We start from the raw sequence: 25,085 nt of genomic DNA on the forward strand, positions 1-25,085 counted from the left end.
CGGGCAGCCGCCTCACCCGCTGTTCAGCGGTTTTCCGACCACGGCGCCCCCTTGCCTGGCCTGTTTCGCCCTGCTGGATGACCGGAGCGGGCACCGGGGCCGGCGGCGGGCGGACGCGCGTCCCGAGGACGCCGGCCCGGGGCCGTACGGGCCGAGTGCCCGGCGGATTCCCGGACGGAAGCGGACCTGCCCAGGGCCCCTGACGGTCACCGCCGGCCTCGTTCGGCGCCTCGAACCGCCCCGTACCGCCTCCGGCCGCTCCGCGCCGCCGGACAGCGCTCAGGGTGTGCCCGTTCGGGCGCCGTGCGCTGCCCGCTCCCACATGTCCGCAGCTCATCGGCTCACACCGGACCGAGGCCCGGCGCTTCGCACACCCTCCGGTGTCCGCCGCCGTCCGATGCCCGCGGGACACCCAGGTGCCCCGGCGTCCCGGCGCCCCGCCGCACGGACGCAAAAGGCCCGTGAGCGCCGGAAGGCGCCCACGGGCCGGTTCCCCGCACCCGGGGGAGTGGTGCGAGGGTCAGAGGGGCCGGCGGAAGCCGGCCAGCGCGGCGAACGCGCCCGCCGCGCTGATCACCGCGCCGATGAGCAGTGCGGGGATCGCGTGGTCGAGGCCCGGCACGTCCAGTGCGAGGGCGCGGGTGGCGTCGATGGCGTAGGTCAGGGGGTTCACGTGGGCGACGGCCGCCAGCCAGCCCGGCAGGTCGGCGACCGGCACGTACGCGCTGGACGCGAACATCAGCGGGAAGATCACGATCAGGGCGAGGTTCTGCAGCGGCTCGGCCCGCCGCAACCAGGCACCGGCCGCGATGAAGGCCCAGCCCAGCGAGAAACTGATGAAGAGCGTGAGCCCGGCGGACAGGGCGATCTCGGCGATGCCCCCGTTGGGGGAGTAGCCCATGACCGTCATCGCCAGCACCATGATCACGAGGATCTGCACGGCGCTGCGCACGAGCCCCACGATGCTGCGCGCGGCCAGCAGGGCCCCGGGGTGCACCGGCAGCGAACGCAGCCGGGCGACCACGCCGTTGCGGAGGTCCTCCACCAGCCCCACCCCGGACTGCATCGCCGACTGGGCGGCGTTGTCCACCAGGACGGCCGGCAGCACGAAGTCGAGGTAGCTGACGCCGTCCGGGAAGTGCGGGGGCATGCCCATCTTGCTGAACACCTGGGTCAGCACGAACAGGATGACCACCGGCTGGATGAGGCCGAAGAGGACGATGCCCGGGTCGGTCACCATCGCCCGCAGCGACCGTCCGGTCAGCACCCACACCTGAGCGGCGAACGAACTCCCGCCGAAGTCGGGCGCCTCGAGGGCGACGGCCGGGGGAGGAGCGTCCGGGCGCGCGGCGGGAGTGAGGTGCGTGGTCAAGAGGTCCTCCACAGAGGGCGTCGGGCGGCGGTCACGCCGGGGTCCTGGCGTGCTGCTCGGCGAGGGTCAGATACACGTCGTCCAGGCTCGGCTCGCCGAACGTCAGTTCCGTGGCCTCGACACCCGCGTGGTCCAGCGCGCGGATGACGTCGGCGATCTCCCGGGTGGTGTCGATGGGGACGACGAGGCTACGGGTGCCCTCCTCGCTGCCGACCGGGGAGAACCCGGCGCCGCGCAGCGAGGCCCCCGCTCTCCCGGGGGCGTCGTCGCCGTCCAGCGTCAGCGTCACGGTGCGGCGGCCGACGGTGGCCTTGAGCTCCTCGGGGGTGCCGGAGGCGACGACCCGGCCGGCGGAGAGCACCGCGATCGTGTCGGCGAGGCGGTCCGCCTCCTCCAGGTACTGCGTCGTCAGCAGGACGGTGGCGCCCTGTTGCACCAGGCCCTCGACGATCTCCCACAGCTTCAGCCGGCTCGACGGGTCCAGACCGGTCGTGGGTTCGTCGAGGAAGATCACCTGCGGGCCGCCGACCAGGGACACCGCCAGGTCCAGCCGGCGCCGCAGACCGCCCGAGTAGCCGCTCGCGCGCCGGTCGGCGACCGTCGTCAGCTCGAACAGCTGCAGGAGCTCGTCGGCGCGGGAACGCGCGGCCCGGCGACCCGCTCCGAGCAGCCGGGCGATCAGGACGAGGTTGTCCCGTCCGCTGAGCCGGCCGTCCACGGACGCGAACTGGCCCGTGAGCCCGATGCGGCGGCGGATCTCGAAGGGGTCCCGGGTCACGTCGTACCCGGCGACCGACGCCCGGCCGGAGGAGAGCGGCAGGGCGGTGGTGAGGATGTTGACCAGAGTGGTCTTGCCGGCTCCGTTGTGGCCGAGGAGGGTCAGGACGGTGCCCCGGCGGGCACTGACACTGACCGAGTCCAGTGCGTGGACCGTGCCGTACGACTTGCTGACGGCGTCCGCCTCGATCATCAGATCGCCGGAGCCGGAGCCGGAGCCGGAGCCGGGCTGGGTGACGGGGGGCATGACGAGCCCGCTCATGAAGTGATCTCCCGCTGGTGGATGTGTGGATGCGCGCGAAGTGGAGGACCGGCCTCCGGCCCATCCGTGGATGCCGCCGCCCGCCGGGGCGGGCGGCGGGGCGCGGACGCGTGCCGTACCCCGCCTACCGGTCGTCGCCCCCGTCCATGAGGCGGAACAGGTCCTCGTCCGAGGCGCCCTCCAGGTCCAGCGGCCCGCCGGCCGGTTCCGTGACACCGGCGCGGGCCGGGGGCCGGCGCGCGGCCAGCGCCTTCAGCCGGGCCGCCGTCCCGGAATCGAGGTCGGCGCCCGACGTGAGCAGCGCCTCCAACGCGTCGACCAGGGCGCCCGCGTCCCGCACGCGGACCGGCCCGGAGCGCCGGAGCGTGTCGCACACCAGCCGGGCCACCGCGGCGGGGGAGGGATGGTCGAAGACCAGGGTCGGCGGCAGCCGGACCCCGGTGACGGCGGTGAGCCGGTTGCGCAGTTCGACGGCGGTCACGGAGGTGACACCCAGTTCGGTGAAGGCCAGTCCGGGACCGGCGTCCGGCGGCAGTTCCCCGCCGACCACGGCCGCCAGCTCGCCGCGCACCAGGTCCGTCACCAGGGCCTCGCCCTCCGCCTCGGTCAGACCCGCCAGCCGTTCGGCCAGCGCCGGCGCCGCGTCCGCCGCCGACACGGCCTCCGGGCTCGCCACGGTCACCGTCCCGGCGGGCACCGGGGCCAGCCAGTACGACTCGTGCTGGAAGGCGTACGTGGGCAGCGGCACCGCCCGGGCCCCGGGCAGCACCGCCCGCCAGTCGACCGGCAGCCCGTGCGCGTGCAGCCGTACGGCGGCGGCGAGCAGGGACCCTTCCTCGTCCTCCCCGCCCCGCAGCAGCGGCTCCACCACCGGCCGGACGCCCGGCTCCCGCTGTCCGAGCCGCGCCTCGAGGCACTCGTCGACCATGGGGGTGAGCGCGGCCTCCGGGCCCAGCTCGACGTAGACGCCGGTGCGCGCGTCGGCGAGCACCCCGACCGCGTCCGCGAACCGGACCGCCTCCCGGGCGTGCCGCACCCAGTGGCCGGGGTCGCGGGCCTCCTCGGCGGTCAGCGGGCGGCCGGTGACGCCGGAGACCAGCGGCAGGCCGGGGTCGGCGAAGGACAGGGCCGCCACGGTCTCCCGGAACTCGGCGAGCACCGGGTCCATCAGCGGCGAGTGGAAGGCGTGGCTGACCATCAGCCGGCGCGTCTTGTGCCCGGCGGCGGTCAGCTCGGCGGCCAGTTCGGCCAGCGGACCCTCCGCGCCCGACAGCACCACCGACCGCGGGCCGTTCACCGCGGCGACGGCGATGTCCTCGGAACGCCCCTCCAGCCACGGCAGCACGTCGTCCTCGGAGCAGCGGACGGCCACCATCGCGCCGCCCGGCGGCAGCGACCCCATCAGCCGGCCGCGCGCGGCGACCAGGGCGCAGGCGTCCGGCAGGTCCAGCACGCCCGCCACGTGCGCGGCGGCGATCTCGCCCACCGAGTGGCCCACCACCCGCGCGGGCGTCACCCCCCAGGAGGCCAGCAGCCGGTACAGGGCGACCTGGAAGGCGAACAGGGCGGGCTGCGCACAGCCGGTGCCGTGCAGCAGCGCGGCCTCCTCGCTGTCCGGCCCGGCCCACATCACCGAGGTCAGGGGGCGCTCCAGCAGGGGATCGAGCTCCGCGCACACCTCCCGCAGCGCGGCGTCGAACACCGGGAACGCGGCGGCGAGCGCGCGGCCCATGCCGGGACGCTGACTGCCCTGCCCGGTGAACACGAACGCGGGCTCCGGGGAACCGCCCGTGCTCCGGCCCGTCGCCCCGGCGGCCTCGCCCCGGGCGAACCCGGCGGCGGCCGCCGTGAGCGCGGCCCGGTCGGTGCCGGTGAGCACCGCCGTACGGCCGTGCAGGGAGCGGGTGGTGAGGAGGGAGTAGGCGATGTCGCGGGCCGGCACCTCCGGATGCGCCTCGGCGTACCCGGCCAGTCGCCGGGCCTGGCCCCGCAGCGCCGCGGTGTCCCGCGCCGACACCAGCCACGGCACGACGGCCCCACCGGCTCCCGGGACGTCCCGCCCGGCCTCACCCGCGTCCGCCGGCCCGCCGTCCTGCCCGGCCTCGACCGGGGCCTCCTCCAGGACGAGGTGGGCGTTGGTGCCGCTGATGCCGAACGACGAGACGGCCGCCCGGCGGGGCCTGCCGTCCCCGACCGGCCACTCCCGTGCCTCGTTCAGCAGCCGGACGGCGCCGGAGGACCAGTCCACCCGGGAGCTGGGGGTGTCCGCGTGCAGGGTGCGCGGCAGCACTCCGTGCTCCAGCGCGAGGACCATCTTCATCACCCCGGCCACGCCGGCCGCCGCCTGGGTGTGCCCCAGGTTCGACTTGACCGAGCCCAGCCACAGCGGACGCCCCTCGGGACGTTCCCGCCCGTAGGTGTCGAGCAGCGCCTGCGCCTCGATCGGGTCGCCGAGCGGCGTACCGGTGCCGTGTGCCTCCACCGCGTCCACGTCCGCCACGGTCAGCCCCGCGTCGGCCAGCGCCCTTCGGATGACCCGGCGCTGGGCGGGACCGTTGGGCGCGGTCAGGCCGTTGGAGGCGCCGTCCTGGTTGACCGCCGAACCGCGGATCACCGCGAGCACGGGATGACCGTTGCGCCGGGCGTCGGACAGCCGCTCCAGGAGCAGCAGGCCGGCGCCCTCCGACCAGGCGGCCCCGTCGGCGCCCTCGCCGAAGGACTTGCAGCGGCCGTCCGGGGACAGGCCCCGCAGCCGGGAGAAGCCCACGAACGGCGCCGGTGTCGCCATCACCGCCACACCCCCGGCGAGCGCCAGCTCCGACTCCCCGGACCGCAGCGACCGGCACGCCAGGTGCAGCGCGACCAGCGACGAGGAGCAGGCCGTGTCCACCGTCAGGGCGGGACCGTCGAGGCCCAGGGTGTACGAGATCCGCCCGGACAGCGCACCGGCGGAGGTGCCCACCGGGAGCAGCCCCTCCAGTTCGCCGGAGGGGTCGGTCGCGCCCGTCGCGTAGTCGTGGTACATGGCGCCGGCGAACACACCGGTACGGCTGCCGCGCAGCGTCAGCGGATCGATCCGGGCCCGCTCCACGGCCTCCCAGGCGAGCTCCAGCAGCAACCGCTGCTGCGGGTCGGTGGCGAGCGCCTCCCGTGCCGACATGCCGAAGAAGCCGGCGTCGAAGTGGGCGGCGTCGCGCAGGAACCCGCCCTCGCGGGCGTAGGAGGTGCCCGGGTGCTCCGGGTCGTCGTCGAAGAGGGTGTCCAGAGGCCACCCGCGGTCGGTGGGGAACCCGGACACGGCGTCCACGCCGTCGGCCAGCAGCTCCCACAGCGCCTCGGGGGAGGCGATGTCCCCGGGCAGCCGGCAGGCCATGCCCACGATCGCCACGGGCTCGTCGCCGGGCACCGGGCCGGACGGCGGTTCCTCCTCCCGGCCGTTCAGCCCGGCCAGTTCCCGGGCGAGGGCGGCCGGGGTCGGGAAGTCGAAGGCCACCGCGGCGGGCAGCCAGAGCCCCGTGGCCTCGGCGAGCGCGTTGCGCAGCCGCACCGAGGCCACCGAATCGAGGCCATGGGCGCGGAACGTGACGTCCGGTCCGATGGGTTCCGTGCCGTCCGCGTCCCCCGCGCCGAGCACCTCGGCGACCGCGGCGACGACCAGGTCGAGAGCCGTGCGCGGGTCCGGGCGGGGCGCGTCGGCGGGAACCGGCACGGGGTGCGCCGCGGCGTCGGCCAGGATCCGCTCCAGCGCCAGCCGGTTGATCTTCCCGGCGGGTGTGCGCGGCAGGGCCGGCAGGACGACGAGCTCGAGCGGGATCTTGTACTCGGCGACGCCGCGTTCCCGCAGGAACGCCGTCACCTCACCGAGGCCGACCGGGCTCGCGGGTACGTTCCCGGCGTCCGGCGATGCGTCCGATGAGGAGTCCGACGACGCGGTCACCACCAGGCAGGGGTACTCCCCGAGCCGGGGATCGGGTTTGGCGACCACCGCCAGCGGACCGATGCCGGGCAGATCCGCCAACAGGCCCTGGATCTCCACGGCGTTGAACTTGCGCCCGCCCACGTTGATCAGTTCGGCGGAGCGGCCGTGGAACACCACGAGACCGTCCGCGCCGATCGAGGCGAGGTCACCGGTGCGCAGCCAGCCGTCCTCGGACACCACCGACCGGGTCAGCTCCGGCTCGCCGTGGTAACCGCGGAACATGCTGGGGCTGCGGTAGTACAGCTCCCCGGCCTCACCGGGGGCACACGGCTGTCCGTCCTCGTCGAGGACGCGCAGCTGCGCGCCCCGCACCGGCCGCCCCACACTGCGCGCGGCGACCTCCGGCGGGTCCCCGGCCAGACTGCTGGTTCCGTTCCCGGCCTCCGACATGCCCCACACCACGACCAGCGCGGTGTCCAGGGTCTCCCGCACCTCGCGCACCAGGGCGGCGGGCAGGGCGGCGCCGGCGGTCAGCACCCGCTCCGGACGGAACCCCGCCCCCGACTCCGACTCCCGGGCCCGCGCCACCACGTCGTGCAGCTGCGCCGGCACGGCGACCACCACGCTCGGCCGCTCCGACCGCGCCAGCTCCAGGAAACGGTCCACGTCCCACGAACCCAGCAGCACCTGACGGCCGGAACGGAACAGCGCCGAGTACATCGACTGCAGTCCGAAGCAGTGGGTCAGCGGGCACGCCGTGATCAGGGTGCCGCCGTACGGCCCGGCGCTGTCCTCGGTCGCCGCGCGGGAGTTGGTGAGCAGCGAGTCGTGGGTGTGCAGACAGATCTTGGGCCGCGCGGAGGTGGTGCCGGAGGAGGGGAACAGCAGGAACGGCGCGTCGGGCCGCACCTCCACCGGACGGGGTCGCTCACCCGCGCAGCGCGCCAGCAGGCCCTCGACCGTCTCCGCGCCGTCGCCGGCGACCAGGACGGCGCGCAGCGACGGCAACGCCTCCCGCAGCACCGCCGTGCCGAGCGGGCCGTCGGCTTCCTGGACGCCCGGCGGCAGCACGAGCACCGCCGGGCCGACCCGCTCCAGCAGGGCCCGTACGTCGGCGGGGGTGTTGCCCCGGTGGACGGGCAGGGTGACGGCCCCCACCGACGCGGCCGCCAGGTGCAGCGTGACGTACTCCCAGCAGTTGGGCAGGTGCAGGGCGACCACGTCGCCGGGGCCGACACCGGCCTCCTGGAGACCGTGGGCCAGCGCGTCCACCTCGGCCCGCCACTGCGGCCAGGTCCGGGTGCGTTCGCCGTCCACCAGCGCCACCGCGTCACCCCCGTCGCGCACGGCCGCGGCGAACACGTCGGGCAGGGTGAGGCCGTCCAGCCCGCCGTCGGCGGCACCGGGCGGCTGGATCACGTAGTCGTCAGCGTGGACGGGCACCATCACTCCCGGGGGTGTCGAGCGTTTCCGGCGAAGGGGAACCCGTCCAGGCTGCTGCCCGGCACCCCGGATTTTCCCTAGACATGGCCTGCCGCGCGCATACGGGAGCCGGGAGAGGGGGACGACCCGCCTGCCCGCCTGCCCGCCTGCCCGCCTGCCCGCCTGCCCGCGGGCACAGCAACGTCCCGGCGGAGCCACGGGACTCCGCCGGGACGCTCCGTCACGGGTCAGCCGGTCCGGGGGGCCTTCCGTCCGTCCCGCGACGTCCCTGGGGCGGCGAGGGCCGTCGTACCGGCCCCGGCCGCCGCGCCGTCCGCGTCGTCGTCCGCGAGGTCCACGCGTCCGGGGAAGGCGGTGCCTAGCAGCCGCAGCAGCGGCGCCGCCTTCACCGCCGTCTCCTCGAACTCCGCCGCGGGGTCCGACAGCGCGATGACGGCGCCGCCGACGCCGTAGCGCAGCCGGTTCCCGCTGAGCACCACCGTGCGGATGACGATGCTCAGATCCACCGCCCCGGTGAGCGAGAAGTAGCCGATGGCCCCCGAGTACACGCCGCGCGGACCGCCCTCCAGCCGGTCGATGATCTGCATGGTGCGGATCTTCGGCGCCCCCGTCATCGAACCGCCGGGGAAGGCGGCACGCACGGCGGCGACCGGGCTGAGGTGCGGGCGCAGCCGTGCCCGTACCGTGCTCACCAGCTGGTGCACCGTCTCGTACGTCTCCACCTGGAACACCGGGTCCGCGACGACCGAGCCGACCTCCGCGCAGCGGCCGAGGTCGTGCCGGACCAGGTCGACGATCATCAGGTTCTCGGCGCGGTCCTTCTCGCAGGCCGCCAGGTCCTCCGCGAACCACGCGTCCTCCTGCGGGGTGACGCCGCGCGGCCGGGTGCCCTTGATGGGTTTGGACTCCATCACGCCGTGCCGGTCGATGCGCAGGAACCGCTCGGGCGACGTGCTGAGCACCGCCATCGGCCCGAAGTGCAGGAACGCGGCGAACGGCGCCCGGCTCACCCGGCGCAGGCAACGGTACGCCTGCCACGGGTCCAGGTCGGTGTCCGCCTCGGCCATGTTGGTCAGGCACACCTCGTACGTCTCACCGGCCGCGATCTCCTGCTGGCAGGCGTCGATCAGCTTGAGGTAGGCGTCGCGGTCGTGGCGCAGCACCACCGGCCCGGTGCCGCCGGCCGCGGGGGGTTCGTAGGGCTCCGGTTCCCAGCCCGCGACCGTCTCCAGGGCGGCGGCGGACGAGGCGAGCCAGGACCGCGCGGCCTCCTCGTCGCCGTCCTCGGCCAGGGCCAGCAGATAGGTCGTGTCGGTACGGTGGTCGAGCACCAGGGCACGGTCGGCGAAGACGAGGACGGCGTCGGGATCGGGGGAACGGTGCGCCGCCTCCCCGTCGCACTCCGCCTTCAGTTCGTAGCCGAGGCAGCCGACCCAGCCGAGGGCGAAGTCGAAGGGCAGCTCGGGTACGTCGGTGCTCAGTCCGGCGAGGTCCCGCTCCAGCCAGGACAGGAAGGCCGACCGTTCGACGCGGGTGGTGCCGCCCCCGGTGACGGTCACGGTGCCGGCCTCCACGTCCGCCGTGGCGACACGGGCCAGCGGGCCGGAGGCGTCCCCCATCACGGACAGCTGTCCGAGGCGTCCGCCCGGGCGGCTGCTGTCCAGCCAGAACGGGTGGTCGCCGGTGCGGAACAGCCAGTCGAAGGCGACCTCCGGGTCCCAGCGGGTGCGCAGCCGCTCGACGAGGACCCGCAGCCGCCGGGGCGAACCGCCCTCCGCGGCCCGGTCACCGGCCCCGGTACCGGCCGTCACCGCCGTCCGCCCGCCACCCGCGCCCGCCGTCGCCCGCCCGGCCGCACCCGTGGAGCCGGGGGACCGCCGCTGTTCCGGAACGCCCCGCGTGACGGCCGGCCCGCTCCCGCCGGGGCGGGAGCGGCCGTGCCGCTCGGTCAGCCGGCGGAAGTTCTCCAGCAGCCGGTGGCCCTCCCGGGTGCCGATGGACTCCGGATGGAACTGAACACCCCACAGCGGCAGCCTCCGGTGGCGCAACGCCATCAGCACCCCGTCCGGCGACCACGCCGTGGCCTCGAGCTCCGGCGGCAGCTCCGTCACGGCGAGGGAGTGGTAGCGGACCACCTCCAGCGGCTGCGGCAGCCCCTCGAACAGCCCGGTGCCGTCGTGCCGCACCGCGGAGGTCCGGCCGTGACGCGGCTCGGGCGCGCGCCCCACCGAGGCGCCGTGGGCCAGTGCCATGCCCTGGTGGCCCAGGCACACCCCGAGCACGGGCAGCCGGCCCTCCTCGGCGATGCCCGCGCACAGCCCGAAGTCGGCCGGCCGGTGCGGTGTGCCGGGGCCGGGGGAGAGCACCACGTTGTCGAAGGAGTCGAGGAGTCCTGGCCGCCACGCCGGGTCGTCGTTGCGGATCACCTCGGGCTCCCGCCCGTTGACCCGGGACAGGTAGTGGAACAGGTTGTAGGTGAACGAGTCGTAGTTGTCGACGAGCAGTGTGCGCATGAGCGTTTCCTTGTCCAGGAGGCGCGTGAGCGGAAAGTGACGGGGAACGTGACGGACGCGGGTGACGGTCCGGCCGTGTGCGGGCTCTCCGGTGGTGGGTCGACCACGACTCCTGCGCCGGCCCGGGTGGTGGCGCCGTCCGGCGGCACCACCCGGGCGGACGTCAGGACGCCGGGGCGGACCGCGCCAGGCCGAGGGCGTCGGCGATCTCGCCGTTGACCGCGGTCAGGTGCTGGGTGAGGAAGAAGTGGCCGCCGGTGAACACCCGCAGCCGGAACGGACCTTCGGTGTGGTCCCGCCAGCGCTCGGCCTCCTCGACCGTGGTGAGCGGGTCGCCGTCGCCGGTGAGCACGGTGATCCCGCACCGCACCGTGCGCTCCGGCGGGCAGGAGTACGTCTCGATGGCGCGGTAGTCGCCGCGCAGCGCCGGCAGGGCCATGCGCAGGATCTCCTCGTCGCCGAGGACACCCGCCGCGGTGCCGTTCAGCCGCCTCATCTCGGCGACGATCCCGTCGTCGTCCCGCAGGTGCACCTCCTCGGCACGCGTGGTCGACGGACCGCGCCGGCCGGAGGCGATGACGGTGAGCGGTCCGGCGTCCTTCTGCTCCAGCCGCCACGCCGTCTCGAACGCCAGCGCCGCGCCCATGCTGTGCCCGAAGAACACGCAGGGCCGGTCGTCCAGCGCCAGCAACTGCTCGGCGACCAGGTCGGCCAGTTGGCCGAGGTCCTCCACGCAGGGCTCCTTGCGCCGGTCCTGACGGCCGGGGTACTGCAGCGACAGGACCTCGGCGGCCGGGGCGAACCGAGCCGAGACCGGGTGGTAGAAGCTGGCCGAACCGCCCGCGTGCGGGAAGCAGACCAGCCGTACCGCGTCGGCGTCGGCCGGGTGGTAGCGCCGCAGCCACAGGGCCCCGGTGTCGTCAGCGGTGGTCACGGTGTGAGTCCCTTCGGTGATGCCGTGGCCGGCGGTGTTCCGCCGGCCGGGCGGGTCCGCGGCGGTCCGCACGGGCGCACCTCCCGTTCGCGGACCGCCGCGGCCCGCTGCGCCCCGGCGGGAGGCCCGGGCCTCTGGCCCCGGACCTCCCGCACGGGAGCCCCGTGCGGGGGCCGGCCCCGGGGGCCCGTCCCGGCACGGAAGTCCTTCCTTCCGTCCGCCACCGCCACCACCACACGTGTGTCTGCCACATGTGTGTCTGTCACACGTGCGGCGGACACACGCCGAGCCGTAAGCACGGCTCGGACCCAGGACACCGCGTGTCCCGCCGGGCCGTGCGTGCCCGTCCGGGGGCGGTCAGTCCTCATGGACGGTGATCGAGCCGGACGGACACAGGTCACCCGCGGCACGGACCCCGTCCGCGTCCACCTCCTCGGGCTCCTTCACCAGCAGGGTGACGATCCCGTCCTCGTCCTGGTCGAAGACCTCCGGCGCGTTCAGCGCGCACTGGCCCGCTCCGACGCACCGCTCGCTGTCGACGGTGACGCGCATGCTCGTTGCTCCTCGTGGGGTGGGTACTCGGGCGACGGTGGGACCGGGTGCCGCCGGGACCGTCCGGCGGCACCCGGGAGCCGGTGGCCTACCAGCGCACCGGCAGCTCGTGGAGTCCGAACAGGATCCCGTCGTACTTGAAGGCCAGCTCGTCCAGCGGAACGGCCAGCTCAAGCGTCGGGATGCGTTCGAACAGCTTGCGGTAGGCGATCTCCATCTCGACCCGGACCAGGTTCTGGCCGAGGCACTGGTGGACGCCGTAGCCGAACGCCACGTGCCGGCGCTCGGAGCGGTCCGGGTCGAAGGCGTGCGGGCAGCCGAACACCTCGGTGTCGTGGTTGGCGGCCGCCAGCAGCGGAACGATGCCCTCGCCCTTGCGGATGAGCTGCCCGGCGATCTCCACGTCGTCGACGGCGACCCGCAGCGCCACCATGTCGGCCACCGAGTGCAGCCGCAGCAGCTCCTCCACCAGCCGCTCGTTGCCGATCCACTGCGGGTTCGTGAGCAGGGTGACCACACCGAGGCCGATGTTGTTGGCGGTGGTCTCGTGCCCCGCGATCAGCAGGAGCAGCAGCACGCCCGACAGCTCCACGCCGGTGAGCTGCCCGGTGGCCAGCAGCCGGCTGATCAGGTCGTCGCCGGGCCACTTCTCCTTGATGGCGATCAACCGGTTGATGTAGCGCAGCAGTTCCCGGGTGGCGGTGGCCCGCTCCTCGTCGGTGGAGGTGCGGATGGCGACCAGGGTGCGGGTGCGGGACTCGAAGAAGTCGCGGTCCGCCGGCGGCACCCCGAGCAGCGAGGAGATCACCAGGGACGGCACCGGCAGCGCGAAGTCGCCGATCAGGTCGGCGTGGTCGCCCGCGGCGAGCATCGCGTCGATGCGCTCGTCCACGGTGCGCTCGATCGCCGGGCGCAGCTCGCGGACGCGCCGCACGGTGAACTCCGGGATGAGGACCTTGCGGAACCGGTCGTGCTCGGGGGAGTCCAGCCCGACGAACCAGCCCGGGATCTGGTCCTGCTTGGGCACCCCCATCGTCTCGCCGACGTTGGGGAAGCCCTCGTTCTCCGGGTTGGCGCTGATCTTCGGGTGGGTCAGCACCGCGCGCACGTCCTCGTGCCGCGTCACCAGCCAGACCGGCACCCCGTTCGGCAGGTGGGACAGGACCAGGCCGTTCTGCTCGCGGTGGCTCGCGTACTGGGACAGGGGCAGCGGTTCCTCCGGTGTGCGCCGGGGGAAGCCGACCACCGTGGGGCCGGTGCTGGTCGTCATGTCCGTTCCTTCTTCCTCTTCCTGAGGTGTCCAGGTGTCCAGGGGTGCCGTGCGATGCCGCGGCGCGTACGGGCGGTCAGTCCGCGGAGTAGAACTCCCGGACGGCACCGATCACGTACTCCTGGTCGGCGGCGGTCAGTCCGGTGTGGGTGGGCAGGTACAGGCCGTCCTCGCTGAAGCGGTGCGCGTTCAGGGACGGCCACACCGGATCGAGGTAACCGGGCTGCCTGCTCATGGGCTTGAAGAACAGCCGGGTCTCGATGCCCCGTCCGGCCAGGTGGGTCCGGAGCTCCTCGCGGCGCTCGGCACGCAGGTCGTACATCCACAGCACGTCCCGCGGCGGCATCAGCGTGATCCCCGGGACGTCCTTGAGTCCCGCGTCGTAGCGGTCCTCGATCTCCCGGCGGGTGGCCAGGATCTCGTCCAGCCGCTCCACCTGGGCCAGCGCGACGGCGGCCTGCATGGCCGTCATGCGGAAGTTGTAGGCCAGCTTCTTGTGCAGGAAGCTGTGGTCGCGGGTGAACGCCATGGCCCGCAGGTGTGCGAGCTGTCCGGCCAGCCGCGGGTCGTCGGTGAGGCAGATCCCGCCCTCGCCCGAGGTGATGATCTTGTTGGCGAAGAGCGAGAAGCACGCGATGTCCCCGACCGGCCGCACCCCGTGCGCCTCCGCCGAGTCCTCGACCACCCGCAGGTTGTACTGGTGCGCGATGTCCATCACCGCGTCCATGTCGCAGCGGCGCCCGTAGACGTGCACCGGCATCAGCGCCTTGGTGCGCGGGGTGATCTTCTCCTCGATCAGGGAGACGTCGATGTTCAGGTCGTCGCCGCAGTCCACGAAGACGGGCGTCGCCCCGGTGTACGTCACCGCCCAGGCGGAGGCCACCATGGTGAACTCCGGCACGATCACCTCGTCGCCGGGACCGATGCCCAGCGCGCGCAGCGCCAGGGTCAGCGCGGCCGTGCCGGAGGAACAGGCGACGCCGTGCGCCACGCCGTTCCACTCGGCGAACGCCTCCTCGAAGCGCCGTACGTAGGGGCCCTGCGAGGATATCCAGCCGCCGGTGACGGCGTCGGTGACGTACTCCAGTTCGCGCCCGCCCAGAGTGGGCCGGGAGACGGGGTGGGTGAAAGACATGCGTCCTCGCTGCGGTGGTGCGTGCGATGGCTGGAAGAAGGGGGCGGACGGTCAGGCACCGGCCGGCGGGCGGTCGGGTGTCATGGTGTCGGCAGCAGGCCCAGGATCAGGTCGGCCGCCGCCTTGCGCCCGCCGGCCGCCCGCTGGAGCGCGCCCAGCCGCTCCGCCCGCTCGCGGAAGGACGGGTCCTCGACGACCCGGGTCAGCTTGTCGACGACGTCATCCGGGTCGACGGTCTCCGGCCGGTCCAGGGTGAGGCTGATGCCGAAGTCACGGCCGCGCACCGCCTGGTCGAAGCAGTCCACCCACAGCGGCCGCACCACCTGCGGCTTACCGAAGTAGACGCCCTCGTGGTAGGCGTTGCCGCCGCCGTGCGAGAAGAACACCGACACCTTCGGGTGGGCCAGCACGTCCAGCTGGGACGGCACCCAGCTCTCCACCCGCAGATTGCCGGGCAGCGAGCCGGCCGGCGGCAGCAGGTGCTGCTGCTCCTTCGGCAGCTTCCACAGGAACTGGTGGCGGTCCGACATCCGGCGGGCCACCTCCACCAGCGCCGCGACCTCCTCGCGGGTCAGCCGGGTGATGGTGCCGAAGCCCATGTAGACCACCGACGACTGCCGGTCCAGCCAGCCGCTGAGGTCCTCGTCCTCCGGGCACTCCGGCAGCGGCGGCAGCAGGGCGCCCACCAGGCGGAGCTTCTCCGGGACGTCGAAGGGGTAGTCCAGCTCCGGGATGGAGGAGCACAGCACCATCTCGGCCGCGTCCACCCGGGTCAGGGCGTTGGGCGGGGCGATGCCGAGCTCCTTGCGGATCGCGGCGTCCTCCTTGAGCACCTTGCCCATCGACGGGTGCAGGAACATGAGGAGCGTCCGCCACCTGAACAGTGTGTTCGCCAGCTTCTGCCGGGGGGTCATCTCCAGCGGCAGGCCGGAGTTGGGGACCGGGAAGTTCTTCGGGGTGTAGGACGCGCCGAACGGATTGTGCGAGGTCAGCACGTTGCTCGGGACGAACGGCACCGACAGCACGTACGGAATGCGGTGGGTGAGCGCCAGGTCGACACCGAAACCGCTCACGCAGTCGATCACCATCAGCGCCGGCCGCACCTCCTCGACCACCTTCTCCAGGACGCGGTACTTGCGCGCCTGGAGCGCCGGCCTGTACGACTGCCGGACCACGGCGCGGTGCGCCTTGAACCGCGAGGACTGCGTGACCTCCCGGTACACGGCGTCGTCCCAGGTCACCGCCGACAGCTCGGACACCACCTCGCCCAGCGAGGCGAACGACACCGCGGAGTCGGCGGCCAGCGCCGCCACGTCGCCCCGCCGGTGCTCGTCGGTGGCGAACCACAGGTCGGGCACACCACGCCGGGCCAGTTCCCCGGCCAGCACCAGCAACGGGTTGAGCAGTCCGCTCTCGGGGAGACCGACGAAGAGGATCGGCCGTGCGGCGGAGTCCATGAGGGCCCTTTCACGAGGTGACTGCCGAAGTCGCCGGCCGGCCGCGCGGGCACGGCCGGCAGACGGACAGGCAGGACGGAGTTGTCCGTGTGCGGCCCGTCGGCCGGGGCCCGAGTCGGGCGGCGCCGACCGCACCCCATCTTGATCTCACGGCCGTAACCAGGAAATCCTTAGACTTGCCCCGCGAGCCGGGCGGGACACCGGGCGCGGGGCACGGGGCCGACCCGCGCCGGGGCAACCGGCGTTGCCTGTACGGTGGGCGCACCGAGCGTTCCGTATGTGCCGACGACGGGGGCTGTCCGGCGGAGCGTTGCCCCGGCCTCAGCACCACGCAAGGGAGACCACGTGACGAACCGGGAACGGGGCACCGGCCCGTCCCTTCCCCTGGTCGGCCGTGAGGCCCTCCTGCGGACGCTCGCCGCCGAAGCCGCCGCCGCCCGTGCCGGGCAGCCCCGGCTGGTCGTCCTCGACGGGCCGGCGGGGGTCGGCAAGACCTCACTGCTGAGGGCCGCCCTCGACGCCGGCGGGCCCTGCGACGGCATGACCGTGCTGTACGGGTCCTGCAGGGCGATCGACTCCGGCAACGGATACAGCGGTGTACGCGCCCTGTTCGGACCGCTCGGTCTCACCGCCCGCCGCGGCCGTGCCCCGGCGCTGCTCGAAGGAAGCGCCCGTCACGCCCTGCCCGCCCTCGCCCCCGGCCGCGTCGACGGGGACACCGCACCCGGCGCCACCTATCCCGCGCTGAACGGCCTGTACTGGCTCGCCGCCAACCTCATGGCGGACCGCCCCCTGGTGCTGGCCCTCGACGACGTCCACTGGTGCGACGAACGGTCCCTGCGCTGGCTCGACTTCCTCCTGCGCCGTGCCGACGGAATGCCGCTGCTCGTCGTGCTCGCCCAGCGCACCGCGTCCGAGCGTACGGCCGGCCCGGCCCTGACCGACCTGGTGGCCCACCACCGGCCCCTGGCGCTGCACGTGCCGGCGCTGTCGGCCCGCGACGTCGAGACACTTGTCCGCCGGACCTTCCCCGAGGCCCCGCCGCGGCCGTCCTTCGTGGACACCCTCACCGCCGTGACCGGCGGCAGTCCGCTGGAACTCCAGCGGGTCCTGCACAAGCTGCGCACCGCCGGGGTGGGTCCCGACGACACGGGCGCCCGGCGGATCACCGAGCTGGGCGGGCGGGTCGTCGCCACCTCCGTGCACGAGGCACTGCACGGCCAGCCGGCCGGAGTGCGCGAGGTGGCCCGGGCCCTGGCCGTGCTCGGTCCCGAACGGACCGAACACCTCGCCGCCCTCGCCGGGGTGTCCGCCGTGCAGGCCGAGGAGGCCGTGGACCTCCTGCGCCGCTCCGCCCTCGTCCAGTCCGACCGGAGCGAACTGGTGCACGACATGGTGCGTGCGGCGATCCTCTCCACGGTCGGTTCCGCGGCCCTGGCCGATCTGCGCACCCGGGCCGCCCAACTGCTCAGCGACGTCGGACGCTCCCCCGAGCAGATCGCCGGCCAGCTGCTGCTCCTCCCGCGGGCCGACCAGCCGTGGATGACCGCCGTCCTCCTGGACGCCGCCGCGCAGGCGGAGCAGCGGGGAGCCCCGGAGGCCGCCGCGCGCTACCTGGAGCACGTCATGGAGGCCGGGCCCGACACCCCGGAGATCCGGATGCGGCTCGCCGGAGTCCTCTCCGAGACGGACCCGGCCCGCTCCCTGGCACTGCTGCACGAGGCGCTGGCCCTCGCCGGTGACGTCCGCACCCGCGCGGCCGTCGCGGTCCGGCTCGCCCTGATCTGCCTGCGCGTCCAGCGGTCACCCGAAGGCACCCGCGTACTGACCGAGGCCCTGGACGCCCTCCACACCGCACTCGGCACCGACCCCGAACCCGCCGACCGTGAACTCCTCGCCACGGCCGAAGCCACCCTGCTGATCGTCGGTGCCGACGAGAAGAGCACCCTGCCCGCGGTGCGCGAGCGGGCCGCCCTGCTGACCCCGCCGCCGGGGGACACGCCCGCCCAGCGCCAGCAGCTCGCCATGCTCACCGTGCTCACCGCGATGGACGGCCGTTCCGCCGCCGAGTCGGTCCGCCAGGCCCGACGTGCCCTGCGCTCCCCGGGCGCGGCACCCGGCGCGTGGTCGCTGCTGCCCGCCTCCCTCGCGCTCTCCCTCGCCGACGAGACCGGTGAGGCACTCGACGCGCTGGAGACGGTGCTGCGCGACAGCCGGCGGACCGCGGCGGTGTGGACGTACGTCCTCGCGCTCTCCACCCGCGCCTTCGTCCACCTGGACCGGGGCGGCGTCCCCCAGGCCCTGGCGGACGCCCAGACCGCCCTCGACCTGCTGGAGGAGGAGAACTGGGGCGAGGGCGCCGTCACGCCGCAGATCGCCTGCGCGCTCGCCCTCACCGAACGCGGTGAGCCCGGCCGGGCCGAGGAGGTGCTCGGCACCATCAAACGCCCGCGCCTCGAGGACTTCGCGTGGGAGTACCACGGGTACCTCATGGCGCGGGCGCGCGCACGGTACGCGCACGGCGACCCGGAGAGCGCTCTCGAACTGCTGCGCGCCTGCGGGGACTCCCTGGCCCGGACGGGACTCGCCAATCCGGTCCTCGCCCCCTGGTGGCTGGACGCCGCCTGCCTGCTGGCCGAGTCGGGCCGCTTCGAGGAGGCCAGGGCGGCGGCCGGCCACGGTGCCGGACCCGCCGAACGCTGGGGAACTCCGCGTGCCCTGGGCTACGCCGCCCTGGCCCGCGGCGTCGCCACGCCCGGCCCGGAAGGAATCGCCGGGCTCCGGGAGGCGGTACACCGGCTGGCGGACTCGCCGGCCCGCGCCGACCACGCCCGCGCACTGCTGCTGCTGGGGCGGGCCCTGCTGGCGGACGGCGCGCCGGGTGAGGCACGCGAACACCTGCGGGACGCGGTCGCGCTCGCCCGCCGCTGCGGCTGCGTGGCGCTCGCCCGGCGGGCTCGCGAGGAGCTGGTCGGGGCCGGCGGCAGGATGCGGGAGGTCACGGTGTCACCGCTGGACATGCTGACCGGCACGGAACGCACGGTGGCCGCGCTGGTCGCCTCGGGAGTGACCAACCGGGAGGCCGCGGAGTCCTTGTTCGTGACGGTGCGCACGGTGGAGCTCCACCTCACGAGCATTTACCGCAAACTCGGGATCACCCGCCGTGCCGAACTCGCGGGCGCCCTGCACGAGGACACCTTGCTTCCTCCCGGCCTCCGCGAGGGGCACACCGGACCCGATGCGACCCGGTGAGGCCACGCCGGCACAAGGCGATCCGATGAACGTCCCGGGCCGGGCGGGCGAGGAAGGGCACGGGCGTCCCCACGGCGACGAGCCGGCGCTCGCCGATCTCCTCCTCCTGGAACGCGACCGTGAACAGGCCGTGCTGTCCGCCGTGATCGGGGAGCTGCGATCGGGACGTCCGGCCGTGGTCACGGTGACGGGCGAACCCGGGGCGGGACAAGGTGAGTTGCTGCGCTGGGCGGCCCGGCACGCCGCCGAGCGGGGACTGTGCGTCCTCACGGCTCGCGCGACACCCGCGGAACGGGACCTGCGCTACGGCGTGGTCGGCCAACTGCTGTCGGGGCACCAGAGGTTCGCCGACCAACTGCCGCATCTCCTCCTCGACCGGGGCGGACCCGGCCGGTTCCCCGGGCTCACCCGTCTGCTCACCGTGGCCCGTGAGCGGCCCACCCTCCTGGTGGTGGAGGACATCCACCAGCTCGACCCCGATTCGCTGCGCTGGCTGGAGGCCCTGATACGCCGGCTGCCCCGCGCGCCGCTGGCCGTGCTCACCGGCAGCATCCGCACGGCGGACATCGGTCTCGACTGGTGCGCGGGCAACCCGCTCACCGGCTCGGCCACCACCGTCGAACTGGCGCTGCCCGGCCTCACCCACACCGGGACGGCCGACGCCGTACGGGCCTTCTGCGGCGCCCTCGGCGACCGTTCCTTCGTCGCCGCCGTCGCCGACGCCACCGGGGGCAACCCCGCCGTCGTACGGGACACCCTGCGCCGCTTCGCCCGAGCGGGGCACCCACCGGACGCCGGCCACGTGGAGCACGTCCGTGCCATCGCGGCCGAGGTGACCGGCGAGCACGCCGCCGCGGCGCTCGACGGGGTGCGGGACCCCGTCGCCCTCGACGTCCTGCGCGCCCTCGCGGTCTGTGACGACCTCCTCGACTTCCCGCTGGTCCTGACCCTGGGCGAGCGGGGTGCCCTGTCCGAGACCCGGCTCCGCGCCGCCCTGCTGGACAGCGGTCTGGTCACCGTGCGCGACGGCCGGTTCCGGGTGCGCGGTCCGGTCGTGCGCGCCCGCGTCATCGAGGAGATGCCCATCGCCGAGCGCGCCGACCTGCACGCACGCGCCGCCGAACTGGCCCACCGGGCGGCCGCGGACGACCAGGGCATCGGCGACCTGCTGCTGCCGGCCCGCCCGGTCGGCGCCCCGTGGGTGGTGGACACGCTGTGCCGGGCGGCGGCCGCCGCGCTCCGCGGTGGCCGCCGCGACCGTGCCGCCGCCTATCTCTCCCGCGCCCTGGCCGAACCACTGTCCGAGGAGACCCGCATCCGTGTCCTGCTCCAACTGGCCGGCGTGGAACTGGTGATCGCGCCCGTCGCCGCGGGGCGCCGCATGGGCGGCATCATCCGCGAACCGGGAGAGGCGGCCGCGGACTTCCGGGCGCGGGCCGGCGACCTGTGTCTCCTCGGCGGAGACACGGACACCGTCCGGCGCGCCCTCGCCGAGTTCCTCGCCGGCCGCCGGCCGGACGAGGCGCGGGGGACACCGCCGGAGGGGGACACCGCCCGGCACGAGGAACTCACCGCCCTGTTCCGGGTGGCGCAGCCGTTGCGCCGGACGCCCGGCGAGGTCGCCTTCCCGCCCGCACCGGAGCTGCCCCGTGCCTCGCGGAACCCGGCCGTGAACGGTGTGCGGGCGTGGGAGACCGCCGTACGGGGCGCCGATCGCGAGGAGGCCCGCCGGCAGGCCCGCACGGCCCTGGCCCCCGATCCCTCCGGCCGGCCCCCGCTCACCGTGCCCAGGCTGCTGGCCTGCCGCACGCTCCTGCTCACCGAGGACGGGGAGGAGGCCGAGACGCACCTGTGCGCCCTGCTGGCCGAGGCCCACCGCGCACACTGCTCCGTGTCCGTCGCCCGGGTGCTCGCCCTCCGCGCCGAACTCCACCTGAGGCACGGCCGTCCCGACTCCGCCGCCCGCGACCTGGCCGCCGCCGACCTCGAACTGCCCCCGGACAGCAGGCACCCGCTGTCCTACCCCTACTGGACGGCGCTCGGCATCCTCACCGACCTCGCCAGCGGCCGGCCGGACCGGGCGCGGGCCGCCGCCGGGCGCCCCGTGCCGCCCCCCGCCGAGGAGTCCGTGAGCGGTGCCCAACTGCTGTTCGCCCGCGGCCTGCTGGCCCAGGCCGACGACGACCCCCACCGGGCCCGGTCGCTCTTCCGGGCCTGCGGGCGCTGGCTCCTGCAGTACGGCTGGTCCAACCCGGCGCTCCTTCCCTGGCGTTCCGGGGCCGCCGAGGCGGCCCACGCCCTCGGCGACACCGCACAGGCCCTGAGGCTGGCGCGGGAGGAACTCGAACTCGCCGAGCGCTGGGGCACGCCCGGCTCCATCGGCGCGGCCCAGCTCTGCCTCGCCACGATGAGCGGTGAGGACCGCGTCCAGCGGCTCCGGTGGGCCGTCGACAGCCTCGGCCGGGCTCCCTCCCGGACCGCCTACACACGCGCGGTCGTGGCCCTGGCCTCCGCCGAGAGCGGCGAGCCCGACCGCGCGACGGCCGTCGCCGCACCGGTGGCCGACGGGGCCGGCACCAAAGGCGCCGGACCGTACGGCGTCGTGGCACGGCGTCCCGGCGTCCCCGCGCCCCCGCCCGCGGGGGCCTTCGCCGACGCACCGCCGTCCGCGTGGCGGACCCTCTCGCCGGGGGAGCGGGCCGCCGCCGCGCTCGCCGCCCGGGGGCTCGTCAACCGGGAGATAGCCGCCGCGCTGTCGGTGACCACCCGCACCGTGGAGCTGCGCCTCAGCGGTGTCTACCGCAAGCTTCGCATCCGGGGGCGCGACGAACTGCGCGCCCTGGTCCAAGGCACGGAGGAGGACTGACCGCATGCTGCTGGAGCGCACCACCGAAACGTCCCTGGTCGACGCGGCGCTGGCCGCGGCCGGCCGGGGCAGGTCCTCCCTGATCCTGGTCACCGGCCCGCTCGGCATCGGGCGGTCGGCCCTGCTGCGGTCCCTGCCCGCCCTGGCCGACGGCCACGACGACATCCGGGTGCTGCGGGCCAACGCGGCCCCCATGGAACAGGACTTCGCCTTCGGAGTCGTACGGCAGCTCTTCGAGAGCCTGCTGTCCGACTCGTCCGAGGACACCCGCGCCCGCTGGATGGACGCCCACGCCTCCTTCGCCCGGCACGTCTTCGCCGACGACAGCGCCTCCCCCGGAGCGGACCAGGCCGCCGCGGCCACCGAGGCGGTCCTGCACGGTCTGCTGTCCCTCCTGGCCAACGTCAGCGCCGACGGCAGACTCCTCGTCCTCGTCGACGACCTCCAGTGGTCCGACGTGCCCTCCCTGCGCTGGCTCACCTACCTGGCCAAACGGCTGCACGGCCTGCGGGCCGTCGTCGTGTGCACCCTGCGCGACGGGGACCCCCGCACCCATCACACCCTGGTGCGGGAGGTCAGGGAGGCCGCCACCCAGTCCCTGCGGCCCGCGTCGTTCAGCCTCGCCGCCACCCGTGAGCTGGTGCGCGAACACTTCGGTGAGCCCGGCGACGACACCTTCGTCCACGCCTGTCACGAGACGGCCGCGGGCAACCCGCTGTTCCTGATGTCCATCCTGCTCGGCATGGAACACGCCGGCCTGCGGCCGCTCGCCGAACACGCCGACCGGGCACGCTCGCTGCGCCCCTCGCAGCTGCGGAAGCGCCTCGCCGGGATCCTGCGCACCCAGGCCCAGCCGGTCCGCGACCTCGCGGCCGCCATCGCGGTACTCGGCGACCACGTCGACCCTGACAACGTTGCCCGTCTGGCGCGCCTCGACCCCGTGGGCTACACGGCGGCGCTGCGCGCCCTGGCGGCCCTCGGGCTCGTCGTCGCGCCCGGCGAGCCGCGCTTCGTCCACCGGGTCGTACGGGACGCCGTGGAGTCGACCCTGACCATGGTCCGGCGTGAGCAGCTCCACGACGAGGCGGCCGCGCTGCTCTACGCCTCGGGCCGCCCCGCCGAGCAGGTCGCCGCACAGCTCATGGCCGTCGTCACCCGTCACCAGCCGTGGACCGTGGACGTCCTGCGGTCCGCCGCGGACACCGCCCTGCGCCGCGGCGCCCCCGACGCCGCGGTCCGCTACCTGCGGCGCGCCCTTCTCGACAGCGCCGCGCAGGGCGTCGACCGGGCCCGCCTGCTCGTCGAACTCGGCACCGCCGAGCGCGTCTTCGACCCATCGGCCTGTGAACGGCACATCGCTCAGGCGATCGGCCTGCTGCCCGAGGCGAGGGACCGTGCCGCGGCGGTGCTGCGCATCGCACCCACCCCCCTCGGCCCCGCCCCGTCCGGCGTGGTCGACCTGCTGCGCCAGGCCGCGGAAGGGCTCGGGCCGGCCGCCGCGCTCACCGGGACCGATCGCGACCTGGCCCTGCGCCTGGAGGCCCGGCTGCGCCACTGCGCCTACGAGAACCCCTACGAACTCGCCGACGCCACCGAGCGCCTGCGGCGGCTCGGCTCCGCACCGCCGCTGGACACCGGCGGCGAGCGGGAGCTGACGATCGCCCTGCTCCTCGCCGCCACCTTCGGCGCCGGCCTGCCGGCCGCGGACGTGGTCCGCCGGGCCGAACGCGTCCTGGACCGGGAGCCGGCGACCTCCGCCCGCGTCCAGTCCACCCTTCCCCTGGTGGTCATCACCATGGTCGCCGCCGACTCCGTGGAGGCGCTCGACTCCTGGCTCGCCGTCGAGTACCGGGCCCGGGAACAGCACACCACGCCGACCGACGCGCTGGTGCACATCGAAAGGGCCCTGATCCACATCGCCCGGGGCCGGCTCGACCAGGCCCGCGAGCAGTCCGAGACCGCCCTGCGCATGACCGAGGCGGACCGGCACAGTCTCGGTACGGTCGCCACCCTCGCGCACGCCATGGTGGCGCTGGAGACCCGGGACCCCGCGCTGGCACGGTGCGTGGTCCGGCGCGCCGAACGGATCCGCGGCGAGGAGCTGACCGTCACCGCGATGCTGCGTCTGCTGCAGGCCGCCGGTGACGTGGCGGCCGGCGACCTCACCGGAGCGCTGGACTCCCTCCGGTCCTGCGGCCGCCGCCTGGACGCCGCAGGCTGGCGGAACCCGGTGCTGTTCCCCTGGCGTCCCTGGGCCATCGGGGTCCATCGCCGCCTCGGAGACCTCCGTGCCGCGCGCTCCCTCGCGGAGGAGGAGCACGCCCGGGCCGAACGGTGGGGGGCACCGGTGGGTCTGGGCCGGGCGCTGCGCCTGCTGGGCCGGCTGGAGGAGGGCGGCCGGGGAACGGCTCTGCTGCGTCAGGCGGTCACCGTACTGCGCGGCTCCGCCCATCAGCTGGAACTCGCCCGCGCCCTGCTCGCGCTCGCCGAACGTCTGGGCGGGGGAGTGGAGTCGGAGTCCCTGGCCCGGGAGGCCGCCACGCTGGCCACCGCGTGCGGTGCGCCGTGGCTGGCGGAGCGCGCCGCCGTCGGCGGCGGGCCGTCGCTCTCCGCCGTCCCCGCCCCGCAGGCCGTCCTCACCCGCACCGAACGCAGGGTCGCCGCCTTCGCGTGCAAGGGTCTGACGAACCAGGAGATCGCCGAGACCATGGGAGTCAGCTCCCGGGCGGTGGAGAAGCACCTCACCCATTCCTATCGGAAACTCGGCATCGCCGGCCGACGGGAACTGATCGCCCTGATTTCCGGCACATAAAAGGCATCCGAACCCAGAGGGCAAGCTCTTTCCGAACGCCCGGAAACGGTGTGTGGAATTCCCTCACCGTGCCCGGGCGTTTCCGTGTGCCGGGCCCGCGGTGTGGCGGGGTCCCACCCGCGGGCCACCCGCCCGCCCACGACGGGCCCGGCCGCCCCGGTGGGGCCGCTCCCGTCGACCCAGCGTGCCGACCGTGCTCCTCTGCGTGTTCCCGCCGGGGATTTTGCCGCGGTATGAGCAGCCTGCCCGCTCGCGGACGCCACGGGCGCACCGAACCCCCGGGCACCGGACTCCTTCGGTGCGGGACCGTACCTACCGAAGGGTCGACCACAGTATTGGCGGGCCGGCCCCGCTCCACATTGACCTGCGGATACCCGTCTCCGTAATCTCCGCATCATTCACTCACCGGCACGGCTTTCCAGAGGGATCGGGCACTTCCGAGTCCTCTCCGAAAGACGTCCGTTTTCTTGGTTCCCTCGCCGCACCACGCAGAAGGGTCTGAGTCCCTTGACGCTCTCCCC

Annotated in this window: 12 protein-coding genes; 3 read left to right on the plus strand and 9 right to left on the minus strand. The window is 74.6% G+C overall.

What is annotated here, in order from left to right; genetic code table 11:
- Nucleotides 1-520: 520 nt before the first annotated feature.
- The 9 genes from ACF1DX_RS25925 to ACF1DX_RS25965 form a co-directional block, all read right to left on the minus strand.
- Nucleotides 521-1,372: an ABC transporter permease gene (locus ACF1DX_RS25925; RefSeq protein WP_391793533.1), complete on the minus strand. Its 852-nt coding sequence runs from the start codon at nucleotides 1,370-1,372 to the stop codon at nucleotides 521-523.
- 31 nt (nucleotides 1,373-1,403) lie between these two features.
- Nucleotides 1,404-2,411 carry an ATP-binding cassette domain-containing protein gene (locus ACF1DX_RS25930; protein ID WP_391793534.1) on the minus strand — a complete coding sequence of 336 codons (1,008 nt, stop codon included), beginning with the start codon at nucleotides 2,409-2,411 and terminating at the stop codon, nucleotides 1,404-1,406.
- A gap of 124 nt (nucleotides 2,412-2,535) precedes the next feature.
- A complete protein-coding gene (locus ACF1DX_RS25935) occupies nucleotides 2,536-7,776 on the minus strand; it encodes a beta-ketoacyl synthase N-terminal-like domain-containing protein (RefSeq protein WP_391793535.1) in 5,241 nt (1,746 codons plus the stop codon).
- Nucleotides 7,777-8,000: 224 nt separating this feature from the next.
- Nucleotides 8,001-10,286, minus strand: coding sequence for an aminodeoxychorismate synthase component I (gene pabB, locus ACF1DX_RS25940; protein ID WP_391793536.1), 2,286 nt, complete (start codon nucleotides 10,284-10,286; stop codon nucleotides 8,001-8,003).
- A 163-nt stretch (nucleotides 10,287-10,449) separates the two neighbouring features.
- Nucleotides 10,450-11,220, minus strand: a complete 771-nt coding sequence (locus tag ACF1DX_RS25945) for a thioesterase II family protein (protein WP_391793537.1) — start codon at nucleotides 11,218-11,220, stop codon at nucleotides 10,450-10,452.
- 357 nt (nucleotides 11,221-11,577) lie between these two features.
- Nucleotides 11,578-11,772, minus strand: a complete 195-nt coding sequence (locus ACF1DX_RS25950) for a ferredoxin (protein ID WP_391793538.1) — start codon at nucleotides 11,770-11,772, stop codon at nucleotides 11,578-11,580.
- 88 nt (nucleotides 11,773-11,860) lie between these two features.
- Entirely contained in the window at nucleotides 11,861-13,042 is a 1,182-nt protein-coding gene (locus ACF1DX_RS25955; protein WP_391793539.1) for a cytochrome P450, read from the minus strand.
- A 76-nt stretch (nucleotides 13,043-13,118) separates the two neighbouring features.
- Entirely contained in the window at nucleotides 13,119-14,177 is a 1,059-nt protein-coding gene (locus ACF1DX_RS25960) for a DegT/DnrJ/EryC1/StrS family aminotransferase (RefSeq protein WP_391793540.1), read from the minus strand.
- An 80-nt stretch (nucleotides 14,178-14,257) separates the two neighbouring features.
- Entirely contained in the window at nucleotides 14,258-15,634 is a 1,377-nt protein-coding gene (locus ACF1DX_RS25965) for a glycosyltransferase (RefSeq protein WP_391793541.1), read from the minus strand.
- A gap of 345 nt (nucleotides 15,635-15,979) precedes the next feature.
- Between ACF1DX_RS25965 and ACF1DX_RS25970 the strand changes: the two genes are divergently transcribed.
- The 3 genes from ACF1DX_RS25970 to ACF1DX_RS25980 are packed head-to-tail and all read left to right on the plus strand — an operon-like array spanning nucleotide 15,980 to nucleotide 24,564.
- Nucleotides 15,980-18,886 (plus strand): ATP-binding protein, encoded by a 2,907-nt coding sequence (locus ACF1DX_RS25970; RefSeq protein ID WP_391793542.1) that lies wholly within the window; start codon nucleotides 15,980-15,982, stop codon nucleotides 18,884-18,886.
- Between the two features lie 25 nt (nucleotides 18,887-18,911).
- The gene (locus ACF1DX_RS25975) at nucleotides 18,912-21,752 is read left to right on the plus strand and encodes an AAA family ATPase (protein WP_391793543.1); all 2,841 of its coding nucleotides are present in this window, start codon (nucleotides 18,912-18,914) and stop codon (nucleotides 21,750-21,752) included.
- A 4-nt stretch (nucleotides 21,753-21,756) separates the two neighbouring features.
- Nucleotides 21,757-24,564 carry an ATP-binding protein gene (locus ACF1DX_RS25980; protein WP_391793544.1) on the plus strand — a complete coding sequence of 936 codons (2,808 nt, stop codon included), beginning with the start codon at nucleotides 21,757-21,759 and terminating at the stop codon, nucleotides 24,562-24,564.
- The last annotated feature ends 521 nt before the right edge of the window (nucleotides 24,565-25,085 follow it).

Source organism: Streptomyces sp. NPDC014676 (genome assembly GCF_043084105.1).
Classification (GTDB): domain Bacteria; phylum Actinomycetota; class Actinomycetes; order Streptomycetales; family Streptomycetaceae; genus Streptomyces.